Origin of the sequence: Jannaschia seohaensis (assembly GCF_900116765.1) — a bacterium.
Classification (GTDB): Bacteria; Pseudomonadota; Alphaproteobacteria; order Rhodobacterales; family Rhodobacteraceae; genus Jannaschia; species Jannaschia seohaensis.
Genome location: NZ_UETC01000009.1, coordinates 55,562 through 76,840 on the forward strand (window position 1 = coordinate 55,562; position 21,279 = coordinate 76,840).

At 69.6% G+C, this 21,279-nt stretch carries 28 protein-coding genes; 7 read left to right on the forward strand and 21 right to left on the reverse strand.

The genetic code is table 11. The features are described 5' to 3' along the window. Window positions 1-2: 2 nt before the first annotated feature. Window positions 3-1,019: a cytochrome d ubiquinol oxidase subunit II gene (locus DTQ71_RS16405; RefSeq protein ID WP_109565383.1), complete on the forward strand. Its 1,017-nt coding sequence runs from the start codon at window positions 3-5 to the stop codon at window positions 1,017-1,019. Here DTQ71_RS16405 and DTQ71_RS16410 read toward each other — a convergent pair. Then, window positions 1,010-2,788: a hypothetical protein gene (locus DTQ71_RS16410; RefSeq protein ID WP_109565384.1), complete on the reverse strand. Its 1,779-nt coding sequence runs from the start codon at window positions 2,786-2,788 to the stop codon at window positions 1,010-1,012. The two genes, DTQ71_RS16405 and DTQ71_RS16410, sit on opposite strands and share 10 nt — an antisense overlap. A 59-nt stretch (window positions 2,789-2,847) precedes the next feature. Here DTQ71_RS16410 and DTQ71_RS16415 point away from each other — a divergent pair, with 59 nt between their 5' ends. Beyond that, window positions 2,848-3,237 carry a GtrA family protein gene (locus tag DTQ71_RS16415; RefSeq protein WP_211317150.1) on the forward strand — a complete coding sequence of 130 codons (390 nt, stop codon included), beginning with the start codon at window positions 2,848-2,850 and terminating at the stop codon, window positions 3,235-3,237. A gap of 5 nt (window positions 3,238-3,242) precedes the next feature. On the opposite strand, the gene DTQ71_RS16420 is transcribed toward DTQ71_RS16415, so the two are convergent. Beyond that, entirely contained in the window at window positions 3,243-4,202 is a 960-nt protein-coding gene (locus DTQ71_RS16420; RefSeq protein ID WP_109565386.1) for a glycosyltransferase family 2 protein, read from the reverse strand. Between the two features lie 230 nt (window positions 4,203-4,432). Here DTQ71_RS16420 and DTQ71_RS16425 point away from each other — a divergent pair, with 230 nt between their 5' ends. Then, window positions 4,433-4,843: an ester cyclase gene (locus tag DTQ71_RS16425; RefSeq protein ID WP_109565387.1), complete on the forward strand. Its 411-nt coding sequence runs from the start codon at window positions 4,433-4,435 to the stop codon at window positions 4,841-4,843. A 7-nt stretch (window positions 4,844-4,850) separates the two neighbouring features. On the opposite strand, the gene DTQ71_RS16430 is transcribed toward DTQ71_RS16425, so the two are convergent. From DTQ71_RS16430 to DTQ71_RS16515, 19 genes are all read right to left on the reverse strand, one after another. Continuing rightward, window positions 4,851-5,660: a division plane positioning ATPase MipZ gene (locus DTQ71_RS16430; protein ID WP_109565388.1), complete on the reverse strand. Its 810-nt coding sequence runs from the start codon at window positions 5,658-5,660 to the stop codon at window positions 4,851-4,853. 167 nt (window positions 5,661-5,827) lie between these two features. Continuing rightward, window positions 5,828-6,049, reverse strand: coding sequence for a 50S ribosomal protein L31 (rpmE, locus tag DTQ71_RS16435; protein WP_109565389.1), 222 nt, complete (start codon window positions 6,047-6,049; stop codon window positions 5,828-5,830). Then, a complete protein-coding gene (gene rplS, locus DTQ71_RS16440; protein ID WP_109565390.1) occupies window positions 6,049-6,435 on the reverse strand; it encodes a 50S ribosomal protein L19 in 387 nt (128 codons plus the stop codon). Before rplS ends, rpmE begins: the two co-directional genes overlap by 1 nt. 156 nt (window positions 6,436-6,591) lie before the next feature. Then, complete coding sequence (trmD, locus tag DTQ71_RS16445; protein ID WP_109565391.1) at window positions 6,592-7,362, reverse strand: tRNA (guanosine(37)-N1)-methyltransferase TrmD; 771 nt, start codon at window positions 7,360-7,362, stop codon at window positions 6,592-6,594. Between the two features lie 267 nt (window positions 7,363-7,629). Next, window positions 7,630-8,145 carry a ribosome maturation factor RimM gene (gene rimM, locus DTQ71_RS16450; protein WP_109565392.1) on the reverse strand — a complete coding sequence of 172 codons (516 nt, stop codon included), beginning with the start codon at window positions 8,143-8,145 and terminating at the stop codon, window positions 7,630-7,632. 52 nt (window positions 8,146-8,197) lie between these two features. Then, the gene (locus tag DTQ71_RS23565) at window positions 8,198-8,356 is read right to left on the reverse strand and encodes a hypothetical protein (RefSeq protein ID WP_170125466.1); all 159 of its coding nucleotides are present in this window, start codon (window positions 8,354-8,356) and stop codon (window positions 8,198-8,200) included. A 154-nt stretch (window positions 8,357-8,510) separates the two neighbouring features. Then, a complete protein-coding gene (gene rpsP, locus DTQ71_RS16455; protein ID WP_109565393.1) occupies window positions 8,511-8,882 on the reverse strand; it encodes a 30S ribosomal protein S16 in 372 nt (123 codons plus the stop codon). A 49-nt stretch (window positions 8,883-8,931) separates the two neighbouring features. Next, complete coding sequence (locus DTQ71_RS16460; protein WP_109565394.1) at window positions 8,932-9,234, reverse strand: chorismate mutase; 303 nt, start codon at window positions 9,232-9,234, stop codon at window positions 8,932-8,934. A gap of 51 nt (window positions 9,235-9,285) precedes the next feature. Next, window positions 9,286-9,888, reverse strand: coding sequence for a GNAT family N-acetyltransferase (locus DTQ71_RS16465; RefSeq protein WP_109565395.1), 603 nt, complete (start codon window positions 9,886-9,888; stop codon window positions 9,286-9,288). Then, window positions 9,885-10,523: a GNAT family N-acetyltransferase gene (locus tag DTQ71_RS16470; protein ID WP_245947615.1), complete on the reverse strand. Its 639-nt coding sequence runs from the start codon at window positions 10,521-10,523 to the stop codon at window positions 9,885-9,887. The genes DTQ71_RS16465 and DTQ71_RS16470 overlap by 4 nt, the downstream gene beginning before the upstream one ends. Beyond that, window positions 10,520-11,077, reverse strand: coding sequence for a GNAT family N-acetyltransferase (locus DTQ71_RS16475; RefSeq protein ID WP_109565396.1), 558 nt, complete (start codon window positions 11,075-11,077; stop codon window positions 10,520-10,522). The genes DTQ71_RS16470 and DTQ71_RS16475 overlap by 4 nt, the downstream gene beginning before the upstream one ends. A gap of 478 nt (window positions 11,078-11,555) precedes the next feature. Continuing rightward, on the reverse strand, window positions 11,556-12,068 hold the full coding sequence (locus DTQ71_RS16480) for a GNAT family N-acetyltransferase (protein WP_109565397.1): 513 nt from the start codon (window positions 12,066-12,068) through the stop codon (window positions 11,556-11,558). Then, on the reverse strand, window positions 12,065-12,553 hold the full coding sequence (locus DTQ71_RS16485; protein ID WP_109565398.1) for a GNAT family N-acetyltransferase: 489 nt from the start codon (window positions 12,551-12,553) through the stop codon (window positions 12,065-12,067). The genes DTQ71_RS16480 and DTQ71_RS16485 overlap by 4 nt, the downstream gene beginning before the upstream one ends. After that, window positions 12,550-13,065, reverse strand: coding sequence for a GNAT family N-acetyltransferase (locus tag DTQ71_RS16490; RefSeq protein WP_109565399.1), 516 nt, complete (start codon window positions 13,063-13,065; stop codon window positions 12,550-12,552). Before DTQ71_RS16490 ends, DTQ71_RS16485 begins: the two co-directional genes overlap by 4 nt. Beyond that, window positions 13,062-13,583, reverse strand: a complete 522-nt coding sequence (locus DTQ71_RS16495) for a GNAT family N-acetyltransferase (protein WP_109565400.1) — start codon at window positions 13,581-13,583, stop codon at window positions 13,062-13,064. The genes DTQ71_RS16490 and DTQ71_RS16495 overlap by 4 nt, the downstream gene beginning before the upstream one ends. Further along, the gene (locus DTQ71_RS16500; RefSeq protein WP_109565401.1) at window positions 13,580-13,837 is read right to left on the reverse strand and encodes a hypothetical protein; all 258 of its coding nucleotides are present in this window, start codon (window positions 13,835-13,837) and stop codon (window positions 13,580-13,582) included. Before DTQ71_RS16500 ends, DTQ71_RS16495 begins: the two co-directional genes overlap by 4 nt. Continuing rightward, window positions 13,834-15,321 carry a signal recognition particle protein gene (gene ffh, locus DTQ71_RS16505; RefSeq protein ID WP_109565402.1) on the reverse strand — a complete coding sequence of 496 codons (1,488 nt, stop codon included), beginning with the start codon at window positions 15,319-15,321 and terminating at the stop codon, window positions 13,834-13,836. Before ffh ends, DTQ71_RS16500 begins: the two co-directional genes overlap by 4 nt. A gap of 319 nt (window positions 15,322-15,640) precedes the next feature. Further along, window positions 15,641-16,429 carry a carbohydrate ABC transporter permease gene (locus DTQ71_RS16510; protein WP_109565403.1) on the reverse strand — a complete coding sequence of 263 codons (789 nt, stop codon included), beginning with the start codon at window positions 16,427-16,429 and terminating at the stop codon, window positions 15,641-15,643. After that, entirely contained in the window at window positions 16,426-17,253 is an 828-nt protein-coding gene (locus DTQ71_RS16515; RefSeq protein ID WP_245947617.1) for a carbohydrate ABC transporter permease, read from the reverse strand. Before DTQ71_RS16515 ends, DTQ71_RS16510 begins: the two co-directional genes overlap by 4 nt. A 250-nt stretch (window positions 17,254-17,503) precedes the next feature. Here DTQ71_RS16515 and DTQ71_RS16520 point away from each other — a divergent pair, with 250 nt between their 5' ends. The 4 genes from DTQ71_RS16520 to DTQ71_RS16535 all read left to right on the forward strand — a co-directional run bounded on the left by DTQ71_RS16520 (window position 17,504) and on the right by DTQ71_RS16535 (window position 21,242). Next, window positions 17,504-17,779 (forward strand): hypothetical protein, encoded by a 276-nt coding sequence (locus DTQ71_RS16520; protein ID WP_109565404.1) that lies wholly within the window; start codon window positions 17,504-17,506, stop codon window positions 17,777-17,779. A gap of 414 nt (window positions 17,780-18,193) precedes the next feature. Continuing rightward, window positions 18,194-19,588, forward strand: coding sequence for an MFS transporter (locus DTQ71_RS16525; protein ID WP_109565405.1), 1,395 nt, complete (start codon window positions 18,194-18,196; stop codon window positions 19,586-19,588). Further along, window positions 19,561-20,418 (forward strand): penicillin-insensitive murein endopeptidase, encoded by an 858-nt coding sequence (mepA, locus tag DTQ71_RS16530; protein ID WP_109565406.1) that lies wholly within the window; start codon window positions 19,561-19,563, stop codon window positions 20,416-20,418. The genes DTQ71_RS16525 and mepA overlap by 28 nt, the downstream gene beginning before the upstream one ends. Then, complete coding sequence (locus tag DTQ71_RS16535) at window positions 20,385-21,242, forward strand: esterase-like activity of phytase family protein (RefSeq protein WP_109565407.1); 858 nt, start codon at window positions 20,385-20,387, stop codon at window positions 21,240-21,242. Before mepA ends, DTQ71_RS16535 begins: the two co-directional genes overlap by 34 nt. Window positions 21,243-21,279 lie beyond the last annotated feature (37 nt).

Genomic DNA, 21,279 nt, shown 5'->3' on the forward strand with positions numbered 1-21,279 from the left:
CCATGGAGATGTTTGGATATCCGCCCGAGACCTGGCTGCCCTTCGTCTTCGCCGGCCTGATGGGCGTGTCGATCCTGCTCTATGTCATTCTGGATGGCTATGATCTGGGGGTGGGTATCCTCACCCCCTTGGCCTCCGATGACGAAAGGCGCGACATGATGGTCGCGTCGATCGGCCCCTTTTGGGACGCCAACGAGACTTGGCTGGTGCTGGCCGTCGGCCTGCTCCTGGTGGCCTTTCCGGCGGCACATGGGATGATCCTGTCGACGCTCTACCTGCCGGTCTTCGTGCTTCTGGTGGGCCTCATCTTGCGCGGCGTCTCGTTCGAGTTCCGGGTCAAGGCGCGGGCGAAATACAAGGAACTCTGGAACCGCCTGTTCTTCGTGGGCTCGCTGATGGCGACGCTGGCGCAGGGGTTCATGCTGGGCCTCTACGTGATGGGGCTGGAGTTCACTGTCCTCACGGTCGCCTTCGCCACGCTCTGCGCGCTGGCGCTGACGGTGGGCTATGCCTTCATCGGCGCGACCTGGCTGATCCTGAAATCGGAGGGCGCGTTGCAGGCGGCGGCGGTGCGCTGGGCGCAGAATTGCATCTGGGGGCTGGTGATCGGCATCGGGGCGATCTCGCTCGCCTCGCCGCTGGTGAGCCCGCGGATCTTCGACAAATGGTTCGCCTTTCCGACGTTTCTCTATCTGCTGCCGCTGCCGCTCTTGTCGCTGGGCCTGCTTTGGCTGCTCTGGCGGTCGTTCCGGCATCTGCCCGCGCAAGGAGATCGTTGGGCCTGGGCGCCCTTCGTCTCGGCGCTGGGACTGTTCACGCTCGCTTTTCTCGGTCTCGCCTACAGCTTCTACCCCTATGTCGTGCCGGATCGGCTGACGATCTACGCGGCGGCCTCCGCGCCCGAGAGCCTTATGATCATCCTGATCGGGGCCTGTTTCGTGGTGCCGTCGATCCTTGGCTATACGGCGCTGGCCTATTGGGTGTTCCGCGGCAAGACCAAGGCGCTGCGCTACGATTGAGGGCCAACGGTGAAGAGCCGGGCCGCCGCTGTCTCCGTCCCGGGAACGGGGCGGAGGAAGGCGGGCACCGCGCCCGCGGCGATGCGGGCGGCGAAGCTGTCCGGGTGGCCGTCGATGAGGGTCGCGACATCGCCATCGCCGGGGCAGAGCGCGACGTAGTCGGCACCGGTCCGTCGGAGGACAGCCTCCGCTTCGGCGTCGGTTTCGGCAAGCATCAGCGTGTAGGCGACCCGGAGCCCGGCCTGATTGCGGTGATAGGGCGCCGCCAGCACGCTGTGCCCGGTCCCAAGCAGAATCGGCACGCCCGCATTGGACCCGTTGGCCACCCGCCCCGGAGGCAGGGCGGCGAGGGCCTCCCAGGCCCCTGCCTCGGCGCAGCTGGGCGTGCTGGCGGTCGCGGTCGGCCTTGGCTCCAGAATCTTGCTGCCGGGGCCGAGCAAGGTCGCGGCCCCGGCGAGCAGGAAGACCGCAGCGGCGGAGAGGCCGGTCGTCGCTGGCGCGGGCCTCGCCTTTGCCCGGTCGCGCAGGATGGCGGCCACGACCGACAGGGCGAGAACCGTCAGTACGACGACCGAGAGCAGCCCACGCACCTGGTAGGTCGCGATGGCCAGTCCCAGACCAATCAGCGCCCCAGGCAGCAGGCCCGCCCGGCCGATGGTGAGCGGCAGGGCAATGGCCGCCAGCGCGGAAATCACGGCGATGACGAGGTAGCTGAGCTCGCCCTCGGCGGTCTTCATGGCGATGCCTTTTGCCTCGTCGGTCTGTTTCAGCCAATGCTCGACGAGGAAGGGATCGAGCGCCGCATAGGGGTTCGAGAGGCAGGTCGGCATGAAGACCGCCACGGCGGCGGCCAAGGCCGCGCCGCCGCCGACCAGAGCCGCGCCGCGGACCGGCGCCGCGCGCTCCGACAGGGTCCAGGCCAGCCCGGCCAGCAAGGCCGCGCCCGCCAGAACAGGGATGGCGAGGTCGGTCGAAATGGCATCGCAGAACCCGCCGCGCCAGGCCATCTCCGGCGCCGTGAGTGGGAAAAGCACGGTCAACCCGCCGCCAAGGCCCAGGGTGAAGCCCAGGGCGGGCGCGCGTTCGGCCTCCCCGCCCGTGGCCCAGAGTCCCGCGACCGTGAGTCCCAGCAGCGTCAGCAGCGGCAAGGTCTCGACGCCCACGCAGAGGCTTGCCGCGATGGCGAGCCCCGCGCCCGGTGCGGCCCATCGCGATTCGTGGCGCGTCAGCACGCCCCAGAGCGCCAGCACCAGCAGCAGCACCTGCACGTTGTGATGGTCGATATCCCCCGGCATGAAGCGCCACCGCAGCATCAGCGTCAGCAGTCCGGCGCCAACCGTCAGCAAGGCGGCCAAATCCCCGCCAAGGCGGCGGGCGATCATCGCGCAGGTGGCCAGCACCGCCGCCAGCATCGCCAGCGGCCAGACCAGCAGAAGGGCGTATTCCGCGCCCGCGCGGCCGAGCACCGGCTCCAACGCCGCGACCAGCACCAGCATCGGCGCATCGACCAGCCGCGACCAGTGCATCTCCGTTCCGTCCAGCCCCAGCCGAGGCTGCCTTGCGTCGAACCAGCCCTGGCCCGCGCTCAGGTCGCGCAGTGTGAGCAGGCGCATGCCCGCGTCGTTGCCCATCACCATCGTCTCGACCGGGCCGTCCGGCAGGCCGATCGTGCTCCACAGCGCGAGCAGCAGGACGAAGCAGCCCGTCCAGATTGCGGGCCAAAGAGGCAGGCCCGCGCGGAGACGGGCAGGGGCGGCACTCATGGTCATCGCGCGCACCTCCCGCGCGGGGCTGGCGCGCAACGGGTCAAGGGGCTACTCGGCGCGTCATGGGTCCGTCTCCCTCCTACCGGATGCGGCGCGCGCTGTTCTTCGTCCTGGCGGGGAGCGCGGGCTTCGTCGTCGATGCCGGCGTGTTGATGCTGGGGCTCTGGGCCGGTCTTCCGGCCTGGGCGGCGCGCGGGCCGTCCTTCCTTTTGGCCGTGATCACGACCTGGGCGGTGAACCGCACGCTCACCTTCCGAACAGGCGCGCACCCCAGCCTGCGCGAGTTCGGCGGCTATCTCGCCGCGATGTCCCTGGGCCTTGCCGCCAATTACGGCCTCTACCTGCTCGGCCTGATCCTGGGCCTGCCGCCTCTGGCGGCGCTGGCGGGCGCGTCGATCATCGCCATGGGGATCAACTACCTGGGCGCGCGGCGGGTGCTGGACCGGTCCTGAGCGCCTCATTGCGGCGCCGGATGCTGGAGGTAGAGCGCATAACGCGCCTCCCGCCGGCTCCGCGCCAGACTGTCGAGGATCAGCGCGCAGCCGAAGCACATGACGGCAAGGCCAAGCCCCCCGACCGAGACGATCAGCGTGGGGAAGCGCTCCACCAGGCCCGTGCGCAGAAATTCCAGGAAGACCGAGAGGAACAGCGCCACCGAGGGCAGGCCCAGCGCCAGGGTCAGGGCGCCGAAGACCTCCATCGGCTTCTCTTCCTTGGCCAGCAGGCCGATGGTGCGCAGGATCCGGATCGCGTCGCGATAGGTCGAGAGCTTGGAGGCCGAATTCTTGGGCCGCGCGGCATATTCCGTGGCGACTTCACCCGCCGGAACTCGCATCTGGAGCGCGTGGATCGTCAGCTCGGTCTCGATCTCGAAGCCGTGGGACATGGCCGGGAAGGTCTTGACGAAGCGGCGCGAGAAGATGCGGTAGCCTGAGAGCATGTCCTCGAACCGACGCCCGAAGATGCGCTGCACCAATCCGGTCAGCAGGCGGTTGCCGAGCCGGTGGCCCGGGCGATAGGCGGCGGCGTCGCTGTGGCGGCGGGTGCCGACGACCATGTCGAGACGCTCGGCCCGCAGCTTTTCGATCATGGCGGGTGCGGCGGCGGCGTCATAGGTCAGGTCGCCATCGGCCAGCACGTAGATGTCGGCCTCTACATCGGCGAACATGCGGCGCACGACATTACCCTTGCCTGGGCGCGGCTCGGTCCGGACGACGGCGCCCGCGGCCCGCGCGGCCTCGGCGGTGCGGTCGGTGGAGCCATTGTCGAAGACATAGACGACCGCATCGGGAAGGGCCGCGCGAAAGGCCGCGACGGTCGCGCCGATGGCGGCCTCCTCGTCCTTGCAGGGCAGCAGAACGGCGGTGCGGGGACCGGTCGCGACGAAAACGGTTGGGTCGAAGCGTTCGTGCTTCATGAGGGAGCCCCCACGGCTGTTTCTCAATCCCGAAAAATCATGGAAATGTGGCCCGACTGGGGGCAAGCGGCGGCCAAAAGTCGGAATCGGTCGGGATGGGCAATCGCCCGACTGTCAGGCAGAGCGGCCGGCGTTTGACGAAACTTCTTTGAGGGGTGGGCAATCGAGCCTAGTCTCAGGCACGGGCCGCGACGGTGTGACCCGCATTCTCGACATCCAGGGGGCTCACGATGTCTATCGAAACCACCGCGCGCGACTTTTTCGAGGCCTGTGAAACAGGCAAGGGCTGGGAGGGGTGCAAGGCGTTCTGCCACGATGGCGCCGCCTTCGCGGCCCAATGCGACGCCCTGGCCGATGTCACGACCGTAGAGGCCTATACCGAATGGATGAAGGGCCTCTTTGTCCCGATTCCCGACGGGCACTACGAACTCAAGGCCTTTTCGACCGATGAGGCGAACAACACGGTCACGGCCTTTGCCGTCTTCCACGGAACGCATACGGTCGATGGCCCCGTCCCTGCGACGGGTAAGACGGTCGCGGCGGACTACGTCTATGCGATGGTCTTCGAGGACGGCAAGATCAGCCACATGACGAAAATCTGGAATGACGCCCACTCGCTGAAGCAACTGGGCTGGGCGTGACGGGGGTCTAGAACGCCGCCTCGATCGAGGGCAGGTTCAGCGACTTCAGCAGGTCGCGCACCTCTTGCCGGGCGGCGATGTTGCTGAGGTTCAGGTTCGCCACCCCGATATCCTTGAGGTCCAGCAGGGTCATGCCGCGCGGGAAGAGCTCCCGGAAGATGACGCGCTCGGTGAAGCCGGGGGCGACGCGAAAGCCGATGCGCTTGGAGAGATCCTGCAACGCCTGGCCCATCTTGCGCTTGTTGTGCATCTCCTGCTTGCCCAGCCGGTTGCGCAACACGATCCAGTCGATGGGCTTCAGCCCCGCCTTGGCGCGCAACTGGCGCGCGTGCCAGACCATCTCGGAATAGACCGAGGGACCGAGGATGCGGCTGGAATCGGGGTCGATCTTCGCCAGGAGGTCGAAATCGACAAAGCTGTCATTGAGCGGCGTGACCAGCGTGTCGGCCAGGGAATGGGCGACCTGGCTCAGCCGCGTGTGGCTGCCGGGGCAGTCGATGACCACGAAGTCGCAATCGGCCTCCAATTCGGCCACGGCAAGGGTCAGCGCCTTGTCGAACGGGTTCTCCCCCGGTTGCAGCCCGTTGCGGTCGACCTTCGGCAGCTGCGCCACCTTCGGCGTCGGCAGGGTGACACCGTTCTTGGCCGCGTAGGCCGCGCGATTTTCGAGGTAGCGGGTAAATGTCCGCTGCCGCAGGTCGAGGTCGAGCGCACCAACCCGTGCGCCGGACCGCGCCAGCGCCGTTGCGGTATGCATGCAGGTCGTGGACTTGCCCGACCCGCCCTTCTCGTTTCCGAATACGATAATATGCGCCATGGCTCACTCGTATGGTACGCCCCGGGGCGCAAGACTACGCATGGCTCGCACGCAATGAAAGCGATGGCGGGCCGATATCCGGGAATCTTGAGGGCGGGAGCGGGGCCCAAGACGCGAAAGGGCCGCCCGAGGGCGGCCCGACCGTGTCGCGATGATGGCGCGTGGGATCAGAAGCCCAGGCCGGCGTACTTGTTCTTGAACTTGGAGACGCGGCCGCCCGTGTCCATCAGGCGGGACGTGCCGCCCGTCCAGGCGGGGTGCACCGAGGGGTCGATGTCGAGCGCAAGCTGGTCGCCCTCGCCGCCCCAGGTGGATTTCATCTGAACGACGGTACCATCGACCAGTTTGACGTCGATGATGTGGTAGTCGGGATGGGTATCGGCTTTCATCACACCGTCTCCTTGGCGTTGGGCGCGCGATAGTTGGACTGCTCGGCGATGCGGGCGGACTTCCCGCGGCGCGTGCGCAGGTAATAGAGCTTGGAGCGGCGGACCCGGCCGCGGCGCACCACGGTGATCGAATCGATATTGGTCGAGTGCAGCGGGAAGACGCGCTCCACCCCCTCGCCGAAGCTGATCTTACGGACGGTGAACGAGCCGGCGATGCCGTTGCCGTTCTTGCGGCTGATGCAGACGCCTTCGTAGTTCTGCACGCGGGTGCGCGTGCCCTCGGTCACCTTGAAGCCGACGCGAATCGTGTCGCCGGCCTTGAAGTCGGGAATGTCATGGCCGAGCGCGGCGACTTGCTCCGCCTCGAGCTGTGCGATCAGGTCCATCGGACCCTCCTATGATACGGCAGGGTTTGCCCCCGGATGATGTCCTGGCCCGTTCGGCGGACCGGCTGTTCTTTGCTGAAAACAAGACAGCCCCCATGCGGGGGGCGGTCCTGGATCGCCGGTGCATTAGCGCCACACGGCCCGCCGCGCAAGGGGTCAGGCGCCCCGCTTGGCCCATAGATCGGGCCGGCGCGCGCGCGTCAGCGCCTCGGCCTGGGCGCGGCGCCAGGCGGCGACCTTCGCGTGGTCTCCCGAGGTCAGGACCGGAGGGATGCCATGGCCGCGCCACTCCGCGGGCTTGGTGTATTGCGGGTGCTCCAGCAGACCGGCGGAATGGCTCTCTTCCTCGGTGGAGGCCGCGTTGCCCAGCACCCCCGGGAGCAGCCGCACGGTGGCGTCCAGCATCGCTTGCGCCGCGATCTCGCCGCCGGTCAGGACGAAATCTCCCAGCGACACCTCCTCCAGGCCGTAATGGTCGATGACCCGCTGATCGACGCCCTCGAACCGGCCGCAGAGCAGGGTGACGCCGGGCGCGGCGGCCCAATGGCGCGCGGTGGCCTGGGTGAAGGGGGTGCCGCGGGGGCTGAGATAGACGAGGGGGCCGGGCAGGCGCGCCTCGTCCAGGGCCGGGCCGACCACGTCCGGGCGCAGCACCAGGCCCGGGCCGCCGCCCGCGGGCGGAGCATCGACATTCCGGTGCTTGCCCAGTCCGAAGCGGCGCAGATCGGTGACCCGAAGATCCCAGAGCCCGGCCTTGAGAGCGCTGCCCGTCAGCGACAGGCCCAGCGTGCCTGGGAAGGCGTCGGGAAAGAGCGTCACGATGCTGGCAGTCCAAGCACCGGCGCGGGCGGTCTCGGCCATCAGGTCGCGGGGCTGCGCGGTGAGCCGGATCTGCTTGGTTCCGTGGGAGCGGGCGGGGGGTTCCATGTCCCCGGCTTACCCCGGAGGTCCGGAGGGCGGAAGGGTGGAAGGACCAGGTCGTCACGGCGCAACCGCCGATCGGCGACAGGGCCGATGCGCCGCGCGGGCATAACGGGGATCTCGGTCCTTAGACGCGTGACGCCGGATCGGCGTCCCTGCGGGGAATGCCGCGAAGGCGGTGACGGCACCGGGAGTGGACCCCCGTTCGGGCGGAGGCTGCGGGTCTCTTTCGCGACGGCGCTTCGGGGGCGGGCGCCCCCATCCTCTCCGGTTCTAGCCCTTGTCGTCCTCGTCCAGCAGGCCCGCCGGCGGGTCGACGACGAGTCGCCTGGCGGCCAGATCGACGGTCGGGACGACCGCGCGGGTAAAGGGGATCAGGACCGGCGCACCGCCCTTCGGGCGCAACTCCAGCAGATCGCCGGCGCCGTGGTCGTGGACGGCGTGAACCCGGCCCAGAGGCGCGCCGCCGGTGTCGTAGGCCTCCAGGCCGATCAGATCGGAATGGTAGAACTCGTCGTCGGGCAAGTCCGGCAAGGCCGCCCGCGGTGCCCATAGGCGCGTGCCGCGCAGCGCGTCGGCGGCCTCCTTGTGTGGCACGCCGGACAGGCGCACCGCATAGCCGCCCTTCACCGGGCGCAGCACGGTGACCGTGTAGGTCTTTCCGTCATCGCCGGTCAGAGGGCCGTAATCGCCGATGGCGGACGGGTCCGCGCAGAAGCTCTTGACGCGGACCTCGCCGCGCACGCCGTAGCTGCCGGTGACGGCGCCGAGGCAGACGTGATCCTTCATGGGGCCTCTCGCTTGTGTCGGGACGGGACGGTTGCGCGCCACGCGCGACCGGTCAAGTCAGCAGCGCGATGGCGACCAGCATCGCGGCCCCGGCCAGGAGGCCCAGACCGATCAGCCGCGCGCGCGGATGTTCCGATTGCAGGGACAGGGCCGACCCGATCACGGCGAAAAGCACCGCTAGGATCAGGGGGGCCAGGGTCAGATGGGCCATTGGAGCCTCATGGAGGGGTTGGCCGACCCGGGAAGCCGCCCGACGCGATCTCGATCAGGAAACCCATGCGTCTTCTTCTGGCCGGAAATCCTCCGGGGGATCGAGGGCCAAGCCCGAGCGGCCTGGCCCCCGGTCCGAACTCCGAAGCGCGCGATTACTCCGCGCTTTCCTCGGCGGGAGCGGCCGCGGCGGCGGCCTTATCGGCCTTCTCCTTGGCGCGTTCCTGCGCCTTCTTGCCCGGCTCGGCCTTCTTCATGTTGGCGCGGGTCTTCTTGGGCGCCAGCTCGGCGGCCTCCAGGAAGCGGGAGACGCGGTCGGTCGGCTGCGCGCCCTGGCCCAGCCAGTACTGCACGCGCTCGACATTCATCTTCACGCGGTCTTCGCTGTCCTTGGGGAGCAGCGGGTTGTAGGTGCCGAGCTTCTCGATGAAGCGGCCGTCGCGGGCCATCCGGCTGTCGGCGGCGACGATGGCGTAATGCGGGCGCTTCTTGGAGCCGCCGCGGGCGAGACGAATTTTCATGGCCATGGATCTTGTTCCTTCGATTGGCAGGTGGGGTGGCGGGGTCAACCCCGCCCTACGATTGGTGTTTCCGGTGGTGACGGATGACTTCCTCGATGATGAAGGCGAGGAATTCCTTGGCGAAGGAGGGGTCCAGCCCCGCCTCCGTCGCGAGCCTCTCCAGGCGCGCGATCTGCTTGGCCTCCCGATCGGGATCGGAGGGCGGGAGAGCGTGCTCGGCCTTCAGCTTGCCCACGGCCTGAGTGTGGGCGAAGCGCTCGGCGAGCGTGTAGACGAGGACCGCGTCGAGGCGGTCGATGGAGGCGCGGTGCTCGGCCAGCAGAGCGGCGGCGCGCGCGGCGGTGTCGGTCTCGGTCATGGTCGGATGATCCCTGCGGGGCGGTGCGGGTGCCTAATGCGGGTTGCGGCGTCAGTCAACGGGCATGCCCTCCGGGCTGAGCTTGGGGTCGGCATAGTGCTCGATCTCGCGCGCGATGGCCCAGGAAAGGCGCGTGTCGGCGAGCTCGGCCGGGCTGGGATGGCGGTAGACGAGGTCGTCGCCGGCGATGGTCTGCGCCTCGGGGTCGCGCTTGGCGCCGAGCCGCTCGCACAGACGGATGGAATCGAGGTTGCGGGAGCCGACATAGCTCACGGCCCCCTCCCAGCCGGTGCGGTAGAGATAGCGGCGCACGGCATCCGTGGCCTCCAGCGCGTACCCCTGGCCGGCTTCCTTGGGCCAGATGATCCAGGCCAGCTCCCGCTCCGGCCAGGCTGCGGGCTGCCAGCCGCCGGCCATGCCCAGGGTGCGGTCGTCGGCCTTGGCGTGGATCATCCACATGCCGAAGCCGCGGATGTCCCAATGGCCGATCTCGGCGGCGTAGAGCATCCAGGCCTCATAGGGCGTGAGCGGCCCGCCCATGAAGCGCGAGCGGTAGGAGGCGAAGGTCGCCTTGAAATCGGGATAGTCCTCCGGCTCGGGCGCGCGCAGCACCAGGCGGCGGGTTTCGATCAACGGGATCTTCGCACGGGTCATGCCGCCTCTCCTTCGGGGTGGTGCCAACGCACGGTCTCGCCATAGGTCGGGTGGGGCATCGTCTCGCCGGGCGTGCAGCCCAGGCGGCGCGCGAGGGCGACGGAGCGGGTGTTCCGGGGCGCGACGTGGCTGACGAGCGCGGGCTTGCCCTGTGCGTGCCACCAGCGTCGTGCGGCGCGCGAGGCCTCGTAGGCGAGCCCATGGCCTTCGGAGCCGGGAAAGGTCGCCCAAGAAAGTTCGACCGCGGGCCAGTCAATCGGCTCGAAGAGGCCGACCAGTCCGCGCGGCGTGGGCTCCTCCCGGCGGGTGACGATCCAGCGGCCATGGCCCCTGAGCCGCCATTGCCCGAGGAGCGCGCAGAACTGGTGCCAGGCGGCCTCCCGATCGATGGGACCGCCGAGCCAGGCCATCGCGTGCGCATCGGCGCGGAAGGCGGCATAGGCGTCGAAATCCGCAAGCTCGGGCACCCGAAGGATCAGACGGTCCGTCGTGAGCGTGGGGATCATCGGATCCTCTCCGGCTGTGCTGTCCCGATCGCGCGGGTCGGGCAGGATGCCGGTCTCCGCGTCACGTCTCGCTGCCGGAGCGCGCGGCGTGCCCCGCTCGATGACCGTGAGGGAAGATTGAGCGATCATGCCCCCGCTCCCCAATGCCGCCAGACTGTGACAGTGCCGTGAAGGAGCGTTCCGTCCGGTTGCGCTCCAAGCCGGGCCGCGATGCGCTCCGAGCGCGTGTTTCCCTGCGGGATGTAGGAGACGAGCGACGGCAGGGTCAGGACGTCGCGGGCATGGGCCAGGGCCGCTTGGGCGCCCTCGGTCGCGAGGCCGCGGCCCTCGAACTCCGCGGTCATGAGCCAGCCGAGCTCATGCTCGCGGTCGCCGGGTTCGGTTCCGATCAGAATGAAGCCCGCGGCCGCGCCGTCATGTTCCAGCGTCCACATGCCATGCCCGCGCAGGAGCCAGGTCGCCGTCATGGCGCAGAAGTCGGCCCAGCTCTCTTCGGGGGTGGAGGGCCCCCCCTCGAAACTGTTGCGGTCGGAGCCGGTGATGGAATGCAGCACGCTGAAATCCGTCAGGCGGGGCGCGCGCAGCATCGTGCGTTCGGTCCGAAGGACCGGGACGACGGCGTCCAGCGCCGCGGCCTGGGCGGCGGCGGCGGGGACAACGGGGATGGTCAGCGGGGCGATCATCGGCACCCCCGCCGCAGGGGGCGGCCCGGCAGGGGCATCGAGCCCCCGCCGGCCCGGCGCGGGCCGCAGTCCGGCGCGTGCTGTCGATGGGGGCCCCGCGCAGGGGCGGCGGCATGCGGGGCGCGCCGCTGCCTGGGCTCCGCGTGGGGCGCGGACGGGATTTGAGTATTTGGGAACCCGTGATGCGGGAGACGCGCCTCCTGGGCGGTGTTGCGCGGGTTTTTGGAGGCGGGGGCTCGGAGGGGCCGGCCGTTCCGTCGGTCGGGCCGGTGGTGGAGGACTCGCCCGAAGCCGCGGCCCTCCCCATGATCGACGGTCCTGCGGAGAACTCGCCAGGCCCCGGTACCGTACAGGGGAGCGTCCGCCCAACGGGCGCGGGCCGATCCCGTGAAGCCGTGCAGGCTCGGCCAGCCGGAGGCCATCGCGGCGCGTGGGGTCGGGCGCTCGCTGCGCAGGACGGCGGTGGGGACGGGACGGATCATCGCGCCGCTTCCGAGGAGGGGGCGGGATGGCGCCAGACCGTCGCGGGGCCGAAGCGCTCATGGGTGAAGCGGCCGTCCGGGGCTGCGCCCAGGCGCTGGGCCACGCGGGCGGAGGCGTCGTTGCCGTCCCGGATCAGGCTGACGAGCGTGGGCCAGCCGAGCACGTCATAGGCATAGGCGCGGGCCGCGCGGGCCGCCTCGGTGGCGTAGCCCTTGCCCTCATGGCCGTCGAACAAGTCCCAACCGATCTCCCGTTCGGGGAAGCCCTCGGGGAACCAGAGGCCGACCATGCCGACCGGCGCGCCCGCGGCCTCGACCACCCACCGGCCGTAGCCGCGCAGCTGCCAGTGCCCCGCCTCCTGCGCGAGCGCGCGCCAGGCCAGCTCCCGCGTGAGCGGCCCGCCGACAAAACGGGAGCGCGGGGAGGCGTAGAACGCCGCCAGCGCCTCGAAATCCTGGAGCGTGGGTGCGCGCAGGGTCAGGCGGTCGGTGGTGAGGACCGGGATCATGCGGCATGCTCCCAGATGGTGCAGTCCGGGTCGTGGGCCGGAGAGGCCTCCGTGTCCCGTGCGCCGAGCCGGGCGGCGACCCTCTGGCTCGCCGTATTGCCGCGGTCGATATGGCTGACGATGCGGGGCCAGGGTTGGCGCGTCTCCCGCGCCCAGGCGAGGGCGGCCCGCCCCGCCTCGGTGGCGTAGCCCTGGCCTGTGGCGGAGAAGAGCGACCAGCCCAACTCGACCTCGGGCCGCCCGGCGGGCAGGTGAAAGCCGCAGGTGCCGATGCAGCCCGTCCCGTCGTCCAGCGCCCACCAGCCGAAGCCCCGCAGGTGCCAATGACCGACATCGTTGGCCAGCACCTTCCAGGCGGCGGTCTCGTCCCGCGGGCCGCCGATGATGTGGCTCCGCTCGGAGGCGTAGAAGGCGGCATAGGCCGCGTGATCGCGCGCCTCGGGGGCGCGGAGGGTCAGGCGCTTGCTGGTCAATGTCGGGATCATGCCGCGACCTCGGGTGCGGGATGGCGCCAGGCGCGGACCGGTCCGCCGGGGAGCCGGGCCTCGGCGTCGACCGAGCAGCCCAGACGGCGGGCCAGGGCGGTGGAGCGGTGGTTGCCGTCCTCGATATAGCTGACCGCCGTGGTCCAACCGAGCCGGTCGTAGGCGTCCCGCCGCGCGGCGCGGGCCGCCTCGGCGGCGATGCCTCGCCCGGCGGCGGGGGCGAAGACGATCCAGGTGATCTCGCCCTCGGGCCAGCCGGCGGGGCGTTTGGGGCCGACGATGCCGACGCAGCTGTCGTCCCCGGTCTCGGTCACGGCCCAAGGTCCGAAGCCCAGATGCATCCAGTGCCACATGATCGCACCGTAGCTGCGCCAGGCCGCCGTCTCGCTGCGGTGGCCCGCAAAGTGGCGCGCGGCGTCGGTTCGCATGAAGGCGGCATAGGGCGCCCAATCGGCAACGGTCGGGGGGCGGAGCGTAAGGCGCTCGGTCGTGAGGGCGAGACGGTCGGTCATGCCGCAGGCCTGTCGTGACGCCAAATGTCGAAGGGGCCGAACTCCGGATGGGTCCAACCCCCGTCGCGACGGGCGCCGAGCCGTTCGGCCACGCGGGCGGAGCGCGGGTTGTCCGGCGCGCAGGAGGAAATCGCGGTCGGCCAGTCCAGCGTCTCGAACGCATGGGTTCGGGCGGCGCGGGCGGCCTCCTGTGCGACGCCCTTCCCGCGCCCGTCTCCCCAGACTGTCCAGCCGATCTCGGGCTCGGGCCAGTCGTCGGGCCGGTGCAGGCCGACGAGGCCTATGGCGACGTCGCGGCCCGTCCAGGTGACGATCCAGCGGCCGAACCCGCGCAGCGTCCAATGGCCGATCACCTCGGCCAGGGACCGCCAGGCGCGGGCCCGCGAAATGGGGCCGCCCACGGGCGCGGAGTCCGGCGAGGCGTAGAAGCCGGCGAAGGCGTCCAGATCCTGCGGGCCGGGGGCGCGCAGGGTCAGACGCTCGGTGGTGAGCGTGGGGATATGCGTGGCCGCCGTCACAGGACCAGATCATCGGCGGACGCGCCGTCCCGGACGGACCGGGTGAGGTTGCGGTCATCGCGGCCGATGCCCTTGCCGCGCTCGGCGTGATCATGGGCGTGCAGATACGCCGCGGTCTCCCTCTCACGAAGCATGTGATAGCCGTGCCGCGTCCCGCCCTTGACGGGGATATCGGCCAGCCAGACGCGCTCACAGGTTTCGAATTCCGGCCGCGTGTCGGGATCGATCTCGTATCGGGTGGTGCAGGAGATCATTTTTTGCCCCCGAAGCCCTTGGGCAGGCTCATGCCCTTGGGCAACCCGCCCATGCCCGGCATTCCGCCCATGCCGCCGAGCTGCTTGGAGGCGGCCTCCAGCGCGGCGGGGTCCATTTGCGACGGGTCGGGCATCCCGCCGCCCTTGCCGGTCATCATCGCCATGGCCTTCTTGAGCATCCCGCCCTTGCCCATCTTTTTCATCATGTCCGCCATCTGGCGGTGCATCTTCAGCAACTGGTTGAGCTCGGACACTTCCAGCCCCGCGCCCTTGGCGATGCGCTTCTTGCGGCTGGCCTGGAGCAAGGCGGGATTGGCGCGCTCCTTTTTGGTCATGCTGTCGATCAGGGCCATCTGGCGCTTCAGGATGCGGTCGTCGAAGCCCGCCTTGTCCATCTGCTTGGCCATCTTGCCCATGCCGGGCATCATGCCCATGACGCCTTCCATGCCGCCCATCTTCTCCATCTGCTGGAGCTGGCCCTTGAGGTCGTTCATGTTGAACAGCCCCTTCTGGAAGCGCTTCATCATGCGCTCCTGGGCCTCGATGTCGGCGGTCTCCTGGGCCTTCTCGACCAGCGCGACGATGTCGCCCATCCCCAGGATTCGGCCGGCGATGCGATCGGGCTCGAAGGTTTCGAGCGCGTCCATCTTCTCACCCAGGCCGACATAGCGGATCGGCTTGCCGGTGACGGCGCGCATCGACAGCGCGGCGCCGCCGCGCCCGTCGCCATCCATCCGGGTCAGCACCACGCCGGTGACGCCGACTTTGGCGTCGAACTCCTCGGCGACCTCGACGGCGACCTGGCCGGTCAGGCCGTCGACCACCAGGAGGGTCTCGCGGGGGTTGACCGCGGCATGGACCTGCTGGACCTCGTCCATCAGCACCTGGTCGATCTGGAGCCGGCCGGCGGTGTCGAGAAGGTAGATGTCGTAGCCGCCCAGGGCCGCCTGCTGCTTGGCGCGCTTGGCGATGTCGACGGGCTTCTGGCCCATGACGATGGGCAGGGTGTCGACGCCGATCTGGGTGCCGAGAATCTTGAGCTGCTCCATGGCGGCGGGGCGGTTGACGTCCAGCGAGGCCATCAGCACGCGCTTGCCGTCCCGCTCCTTCAGGCGCTTGGCCAGCTTGCCGGTCGTCGTCGTCTTGCCCGAGCCCTGGAGGCCGACCATCAGGATCGGCGCGGGCGGGTTGTCGATCTTGAGCGGCGGGATGCCCTCCTCGCCGGCAAGCATCGCCTTGAGCTCGTCATGGACGATCTTGATGACCTGCTGGCCCGGCGTGATCGACTTGGTGACGGCGGCGCCGGTGGCCTTGGCGGTGACCTTCTTGACGAAGTCGCGCACCACCGGAAGCGAGACGTCCGCCTCCAGCAGGGCGACGCGCACCTCGCGCATGGCGGTGCGAACATCGTCCTCCGACAGGGCGCCCTGCTTGGTCAGGCGGTCGAAGACGCCGCCCAGGCGGTCTGACAGGCTCTCGAACATCGGCGTCTCTCCTTCAGGTGGCCGACCCCAATGTGGGGCCCAACCGGCGAATGCACAAACGCCCCCGTGGGCGCAACGCGCTGACGGGGGGCGATCCCCGCACGGCGCGGGGACCGGAGGCGCAAGGCATCCGGGTACGGTGCGCCGGATAGGCCGGGGGCGGGGGGTGTGTCAAGGCGAGGCTCTCGCGGCCAAAGGGCCCCCAAGCGCGCCTCGACGGGCCGAGGCGCGGCCCGTCGAGGCGCCGCATCTGACAGAGCCGTATGCCGTTTCGCGCAAGGCTTGGCAGGGGCCCTGGTCCTTCCGAGCCTCTCCGGCCCTACACCCGCACCGTGAACCCGCGCGAGATGTGGTTGCGCACGAACCAGATCATCACCAGCCCTGGGATGAGCGACAGCACCGTCATCGCCATCACCAGCCCGATATCGGTCCGAAAGCCGAACAGGCTGCCGATGGCGGTGGTGATGGGCTTGCCGTCGGTCACCGTCAGGGTGCGGGCGAAGACGACCTCCACCCAGGAGAACATGAAGCAGAAGAACGCCGTTACCCCGATCCCCGGCGCGATCACCGGCAAGAGTTGCGTCACGACGAAACGCGGCGTGGAGTAGCCGTCGAGGAACGCCGTCTCGTCCAGCTGCCGCGGGACGGCCGAGATAAAGCTTTCCAGGATCCAGATCGCGATGGGCACGTTGAAGATGCTATGCGCCAGCGCCACGCCCACGGGCGTGTTGAGCAGGTTCAACTCGGAGAAGACCAGAAACACCGGCAGCGACAGCACCACCGGCGGCGTCACCCGGAAGGCGATCAAGGTAAAGAACGCCGCCCGCGCCCCCCGGAAGCGGTAGCGCGAAAAGGCATAGGCCGCCGGCAGCGCCACGGCGATGCAAAGGCCCACATTCAGCGTGACGTAGATCGTGGAATTGACCAGCGACGCGGCCAGCCGCTCGGTGGCGAAAACATTCGCGAAGTTGAGCCAGGTCGCGCTGCCCAGGACGACGTCCTCGCGCGTGATCGTCGAGGTGAAGCTCAGCAGCACCACCTGCACCAGCGGCAGCAGCACGAACAAAGTCAGCGCGGCGAAGCCCAACGTCTGGAAGACCCGCTTCATGCCGCCTCCGCCCGCTCGGCGGTCATCGCGCGCCAGAAGGCGAAGGCGATCGCCAGGGTCATGGCGAAATACACGACCGAGCGCGCGGCGGCGGGGCCGTAATCGAAGGCCTTGATCTCCTCGCCGAGATCCAGCGACAGGAAGGTCGTCGCGCCGCTCGGCCCGCCCGCATTGATGCCGAACGCCTCGGTATAGATCATGAAGCTGTCCATGAATCGCAGCATCACCGCCATCAGCAGCACACCCCGGAGCCGGGGCAGCTCGATGAAGCGGAACACCTGCCAGCGCGACGCCCGGTCGATCGCGGCGGCCTGGTAATAGGCCGCAGGGATGCTCGCGAGCCCGGCACAAGACAGGATCGCCACCAGGCCCACCCAGTGCCAGGTGTCCATCACGATCAGAAGGATCCAGGTGTGCAGCGCCTTGAACCTGTGGTCGAAATCGATCCCGGCCCAGGCCATGGCCTGGCCCAGCAGGCCCGTCTCGGGGTCGATCAGGCTGAGCCAGATCATCGGGATCATGTTCCAGGGCACCATCAGCGGCACCGCCAGTAGGACCAGCCCCAGCGAGCGCAGCCAGCCCGCGCGCGGCAGGTTGAGCGCGATCAGCAGGCCCAGGGGCACCTGCACCGCGAGGACGGCGGCCGAAAAGACGAGGCTGCGCCCGAAGCTTTCGTAGAAGCGGGCAGAGGTCAGGATCTCCCTATACCAGTCGAGGCCGACCCAGAGCTTGCTGTCCAGCGTGAAGACGTCGAACAGCGAATGCCACGCATTGATCGCCATCGGCAGCGCACCGAACAGGGCGAGGAGGGAGAACGCGGGCAAGAGGTATAGCCACGGGCGACCGCGGTTTGGGTCCTTCGTCACAAGGGCGCTCCGAAATCGATGGGGACGCGCCCCGACACGGGGCCGACCATAGGCGCTGCGCGTTGGTCGCCGCAAGCGGCCCACCCCAAATCGCAGTGCATTCAGTCGGTTGGGGGCTGGTGGGATGTGTCGCGCCGGGCACTCCCCCGGGAGTGGGGCACCGCGCGGCGAGACGCAGCGGCTCCCGTCCGCGCAACGGTCACGCGTGATGAGCCCCGGTCATGGCGACGGGGGGCGCCGCCGCGTTCCCTACGGGTCGGACGTGATTTCCCGGTTCGGTGCGTTGGTCCGGGCCATGGGGGACATGAATGGGCACGGCTGGACCGGCTTCGCCTTTTTAGCGACGGATACGGGCAACGGATACGGGGTCGGCGATAGGCAAACTCTCGACCGGGCCGCGCAGCCGGACGAGGGGCTGCTCTCGACGATCGAGGGCGATCTGGCCGACGCGCGGGATGGGGGTGACGATGAACCTGGCGGGTGACGTCAACGGCAAAGGATTTGGCGCTGTGAAGCTCTGGCGGTGTGAATATGAGGCCGTGGGTGACGACATCATCCTGTTTCGGCGGGTCGGACGATAGAGTTAGGGAGAACTCCATCGTCCGGCGCCCGCCGCTGTGGGCGCGGCGCGCAGCCGGGCGTGTCGCTCCCCTGGGCCGCGCCAGAGCGGTGGGCGCTGGGGGGCGGCGCGGGGCGGTGCCGATACGGCGGTGCGCGGCGTCGGAGGCGGGTGGTTCTGCGGCCTGGGCGTCGACGGGGTGGGGGGCGGTGCGTGCGCACACGCACCCTATGGGCGTCGCGTATGACGGTTTCATGTCGGCCCACCACCTAGCCGCGCGAGAGACGTTGCGCGTGGGGCGCCTTGCCCGCAAGGTCGATGCAAGCCAGGGGAGCCGCCATGACCGACACCGCCCTCCGCCGCCGGGTGCGCGGCTGGATGATGTTCGACTTCGCGTCGCAGCCCTTCTACACCCTGTGCCTGACCTTCGTCTTCGGTCCCTATCTGGCCGGCGTGCTGGCCGAGGCCTACCGGGCCGACGGTCTGGACCCTGCCGCCGCCAACGCCGCGGCGCAGTCGCTCTGGTCCGGGACGCAGACTTGGATCGGGGTTGCCATCGCCCTTTCGGCGCCGGTGATGGGCGCCCTGGCCGACCGGGCGGCGCGGCGGATGCCCTGGATCTGGGCCTTTTCGGTGCTTTACGTGGTCGGCACGGCGGGGCTCTGGCTCATGGTGCCGGATGCCAGCCAGACCACGCTGGCGCTGATCGCCTTCGCGCTCGCCATGGTGGGGGCGGAGATGACGACGCTCTACACCAACGCGATGCTGCCCTCGCTCGGGCCGCCGGGCGAGGTCGGGCGGATCTCGGGCTCGGGCTATGCGCTGGGCTATGCGGGCGGCGTGGCGGCCCTCTTTATCATGCTGCTGGTCTTCGCCGAGAACGAGGCGGGCGTGACGCTGCTGGGGAACCCGCCGCCTTTCGGGTTGGACCCGGAGGCGCGGGAGGGCACGCGCTTCGTCGGCCCGTTCACGGCGCTGTGGTTCGCGGTCTTCATGATCCCCTTCTTCCTCTGGGTGCGGGAGCCGCGCGCCCCCGCTCTGGGCCGGCTGTCGCTGCGGGGCGCGGTGGGCGACGTGGTCACGCTGGTCCGCGCGCTGCCCGGCCGTCCCTCGCTGACGGCGTTCCTGCTCGGCTCGATGCTCTACCGCGACGGGCTGGTGGCGCTATACGCGTTCGGAGGCGTCTACGCGCGGCTGGTGCTGGACTGGTCGACGGTCCAGATCGGGATCTTCGGCATTGTCGCGGCGATCACGGCGGCCATCGCCTCTTGGGTCGGGGGGCGGCTGGACCGGCGCTTCGGGCCCAAGCCCGTGATCGTCGGCGCGGTCCTGTCGCTGACCGGCGCGCTGCTCGCCATCTGCTTTACCGACCGGACGATGGTGCTGGGCCTGCCGGTGGCCGAGGGGTCGGGCGCGCCGGACATGCTGCTTTATGTCACGGGCGCGGTGATCGGCGGCGCGGGCGGCGTGGTGCAGGCCGCCTCGCGCACGATGATGGCGCTGCATGCCAACCCCGCGCGGCCAACCGAGGCGTTCGGTCTTTACGCCCTCTCGGGCAAGGCGACGGCGTTCCTGGCGCCCGCGATGATCTGGATCGGCACGGAAGTCACGGGCTCGGCACGGCTGGGCTATCTGCCTGTGGCGGGCCTGTTCATCGCCGGGCTCGTGCTGCTAGCCTGGGTGCGACCCAAAGGGGAGTCCGACACATGGTCCGCGCCGCCCTCATCTGCCTGATCGCGCTGATCGCGCTGCCTGCGCAGGCGCAGCTCGCCAAGGAGCTGTTCGGCGCCGCCGACCGGCCCAGCGACCACCGGCCGGAGCCGCACGGCTCCTACGCGCGGGGATGCGGGGCGGGGCTCGTCGAACTGCCGGAGACCGGGCAGAGTTGGCAGGCCATGCGCCTGTCTCGCAACCGCAACTGGGGCCACCCCGATCTGATCGACCTGGTGCAGGATATCGGCCGCCACATGGACCGGATCGGCTGGGGCGGCATCTATGTGGGTGACCTGAGCCAGCCGCGCGGCGGGCCGATGCTGACGGGCCATCGGTCTCATCAGATCGGGTTGGACGCCGATATCTGGCTCTATCCGGCGACCGACATGACCCTGAGCCGCCGGGAGCGCGAAGAGATCTCCGCCATCTCGATGCGCCGGGCCGAGGGGGCCTATGTCAACTCGAATTGGTCCCGCGGTCAGCACGAGTTGGTCAAGAAAGCCGCGCAGGATCCGCGCACGGCGCGCATCTTCATCTTCCCCGGCGCCAAGGTTCAGATGTGCAACGACGAGACCGGCGACCGGAGCTGGCTGCGCAAGGTGCGGCCCTGGTGGGGGCATCACTATCACATGCATGTGCGCATCGCCTGCCCGCGCGGCGCCCGCAACTGCGAGGATCAGGCCGCGCCGCCGCCCGGCGATGGCTGCGCCGAAGCGCAGGACTGGGTGAACAACATCCTCAACCCACCCCCGCCCGACCCCAACGCACCGCCGCCCAGCCCGCGCCGCGAGCTGACGATGGCGAACCTGCCGCAGCAATGCGCCTCCGTTCTCTCCGCGCCGGCGCGCTGATCGCAGCCCTCGCCGCCGCCCCCGCCCTCGCCGCCGATTACCTGGGCAGCCACACCTGGCGCCCGAACTGGCATGGCGCGGGCGGGTTCTCGGCGCTTTGGCTCGGACCGGAGGGGCGCGACTTCGTGGCTCTTTCGGATCGGGGCAGCTGGGTGCGCGGGCAGCTTTCGCGCGATGCCGCCGGGGCGGTCAGCGGCGTCGAGGTTCAGGCTCGCGGGCCGCTTCTGCATTCCACGGGGCGGCGGTTGCGCGGCTACGAGACGGATGCCGAGGCCATAGCCCGGGTGGGCGATACCTGGTTCATCGCCTTCGAGGGCATCCACCGCGTCATGCGCCATTCCGCGCTCGACGCCGCCCCGGACCGAATGCCGCGCCCCGAGGCGTTCCTCGGGTTGCAGGAAAACGCGGGGCTGGAGGCGCTGGCCGCTGCGCCGGACGGCACGCTCTATGCCATCCCCGAGAGGTCGGGCCGGATCGACCGTCCTTTCCCGTGCTGGCGCTTCCGCGACGGAGTGTGGGACCAGCCCTTCACTCTGCGCCGCGACGGCCGCTATCTGGTGGCGGGGGCCGATGTCTTCGAGGGTCGGCTGTATCTGCTGGAGCGGGACTTCGCGCTGATTGGCTTCCGCACGAGGTTGCGCAGCTTCGACCTGACCGGCGGGGATGAGCGGTTGGAGATGGAGAGCACTTTGGGCCAGCATGACAATCTGGAGGGGCTGGCGCTTTGGCGCGACGTGGCGGGGCGCCGCCGTGTGACCTTCCTTGCCGACGACAATCTCCGCGCGCTCCAGCGCACGGAGTTCGTGGATTATGTGCTCGACTGATGCGCCGGACGATGTCCCGAAGGCCCGGGGAGACGGG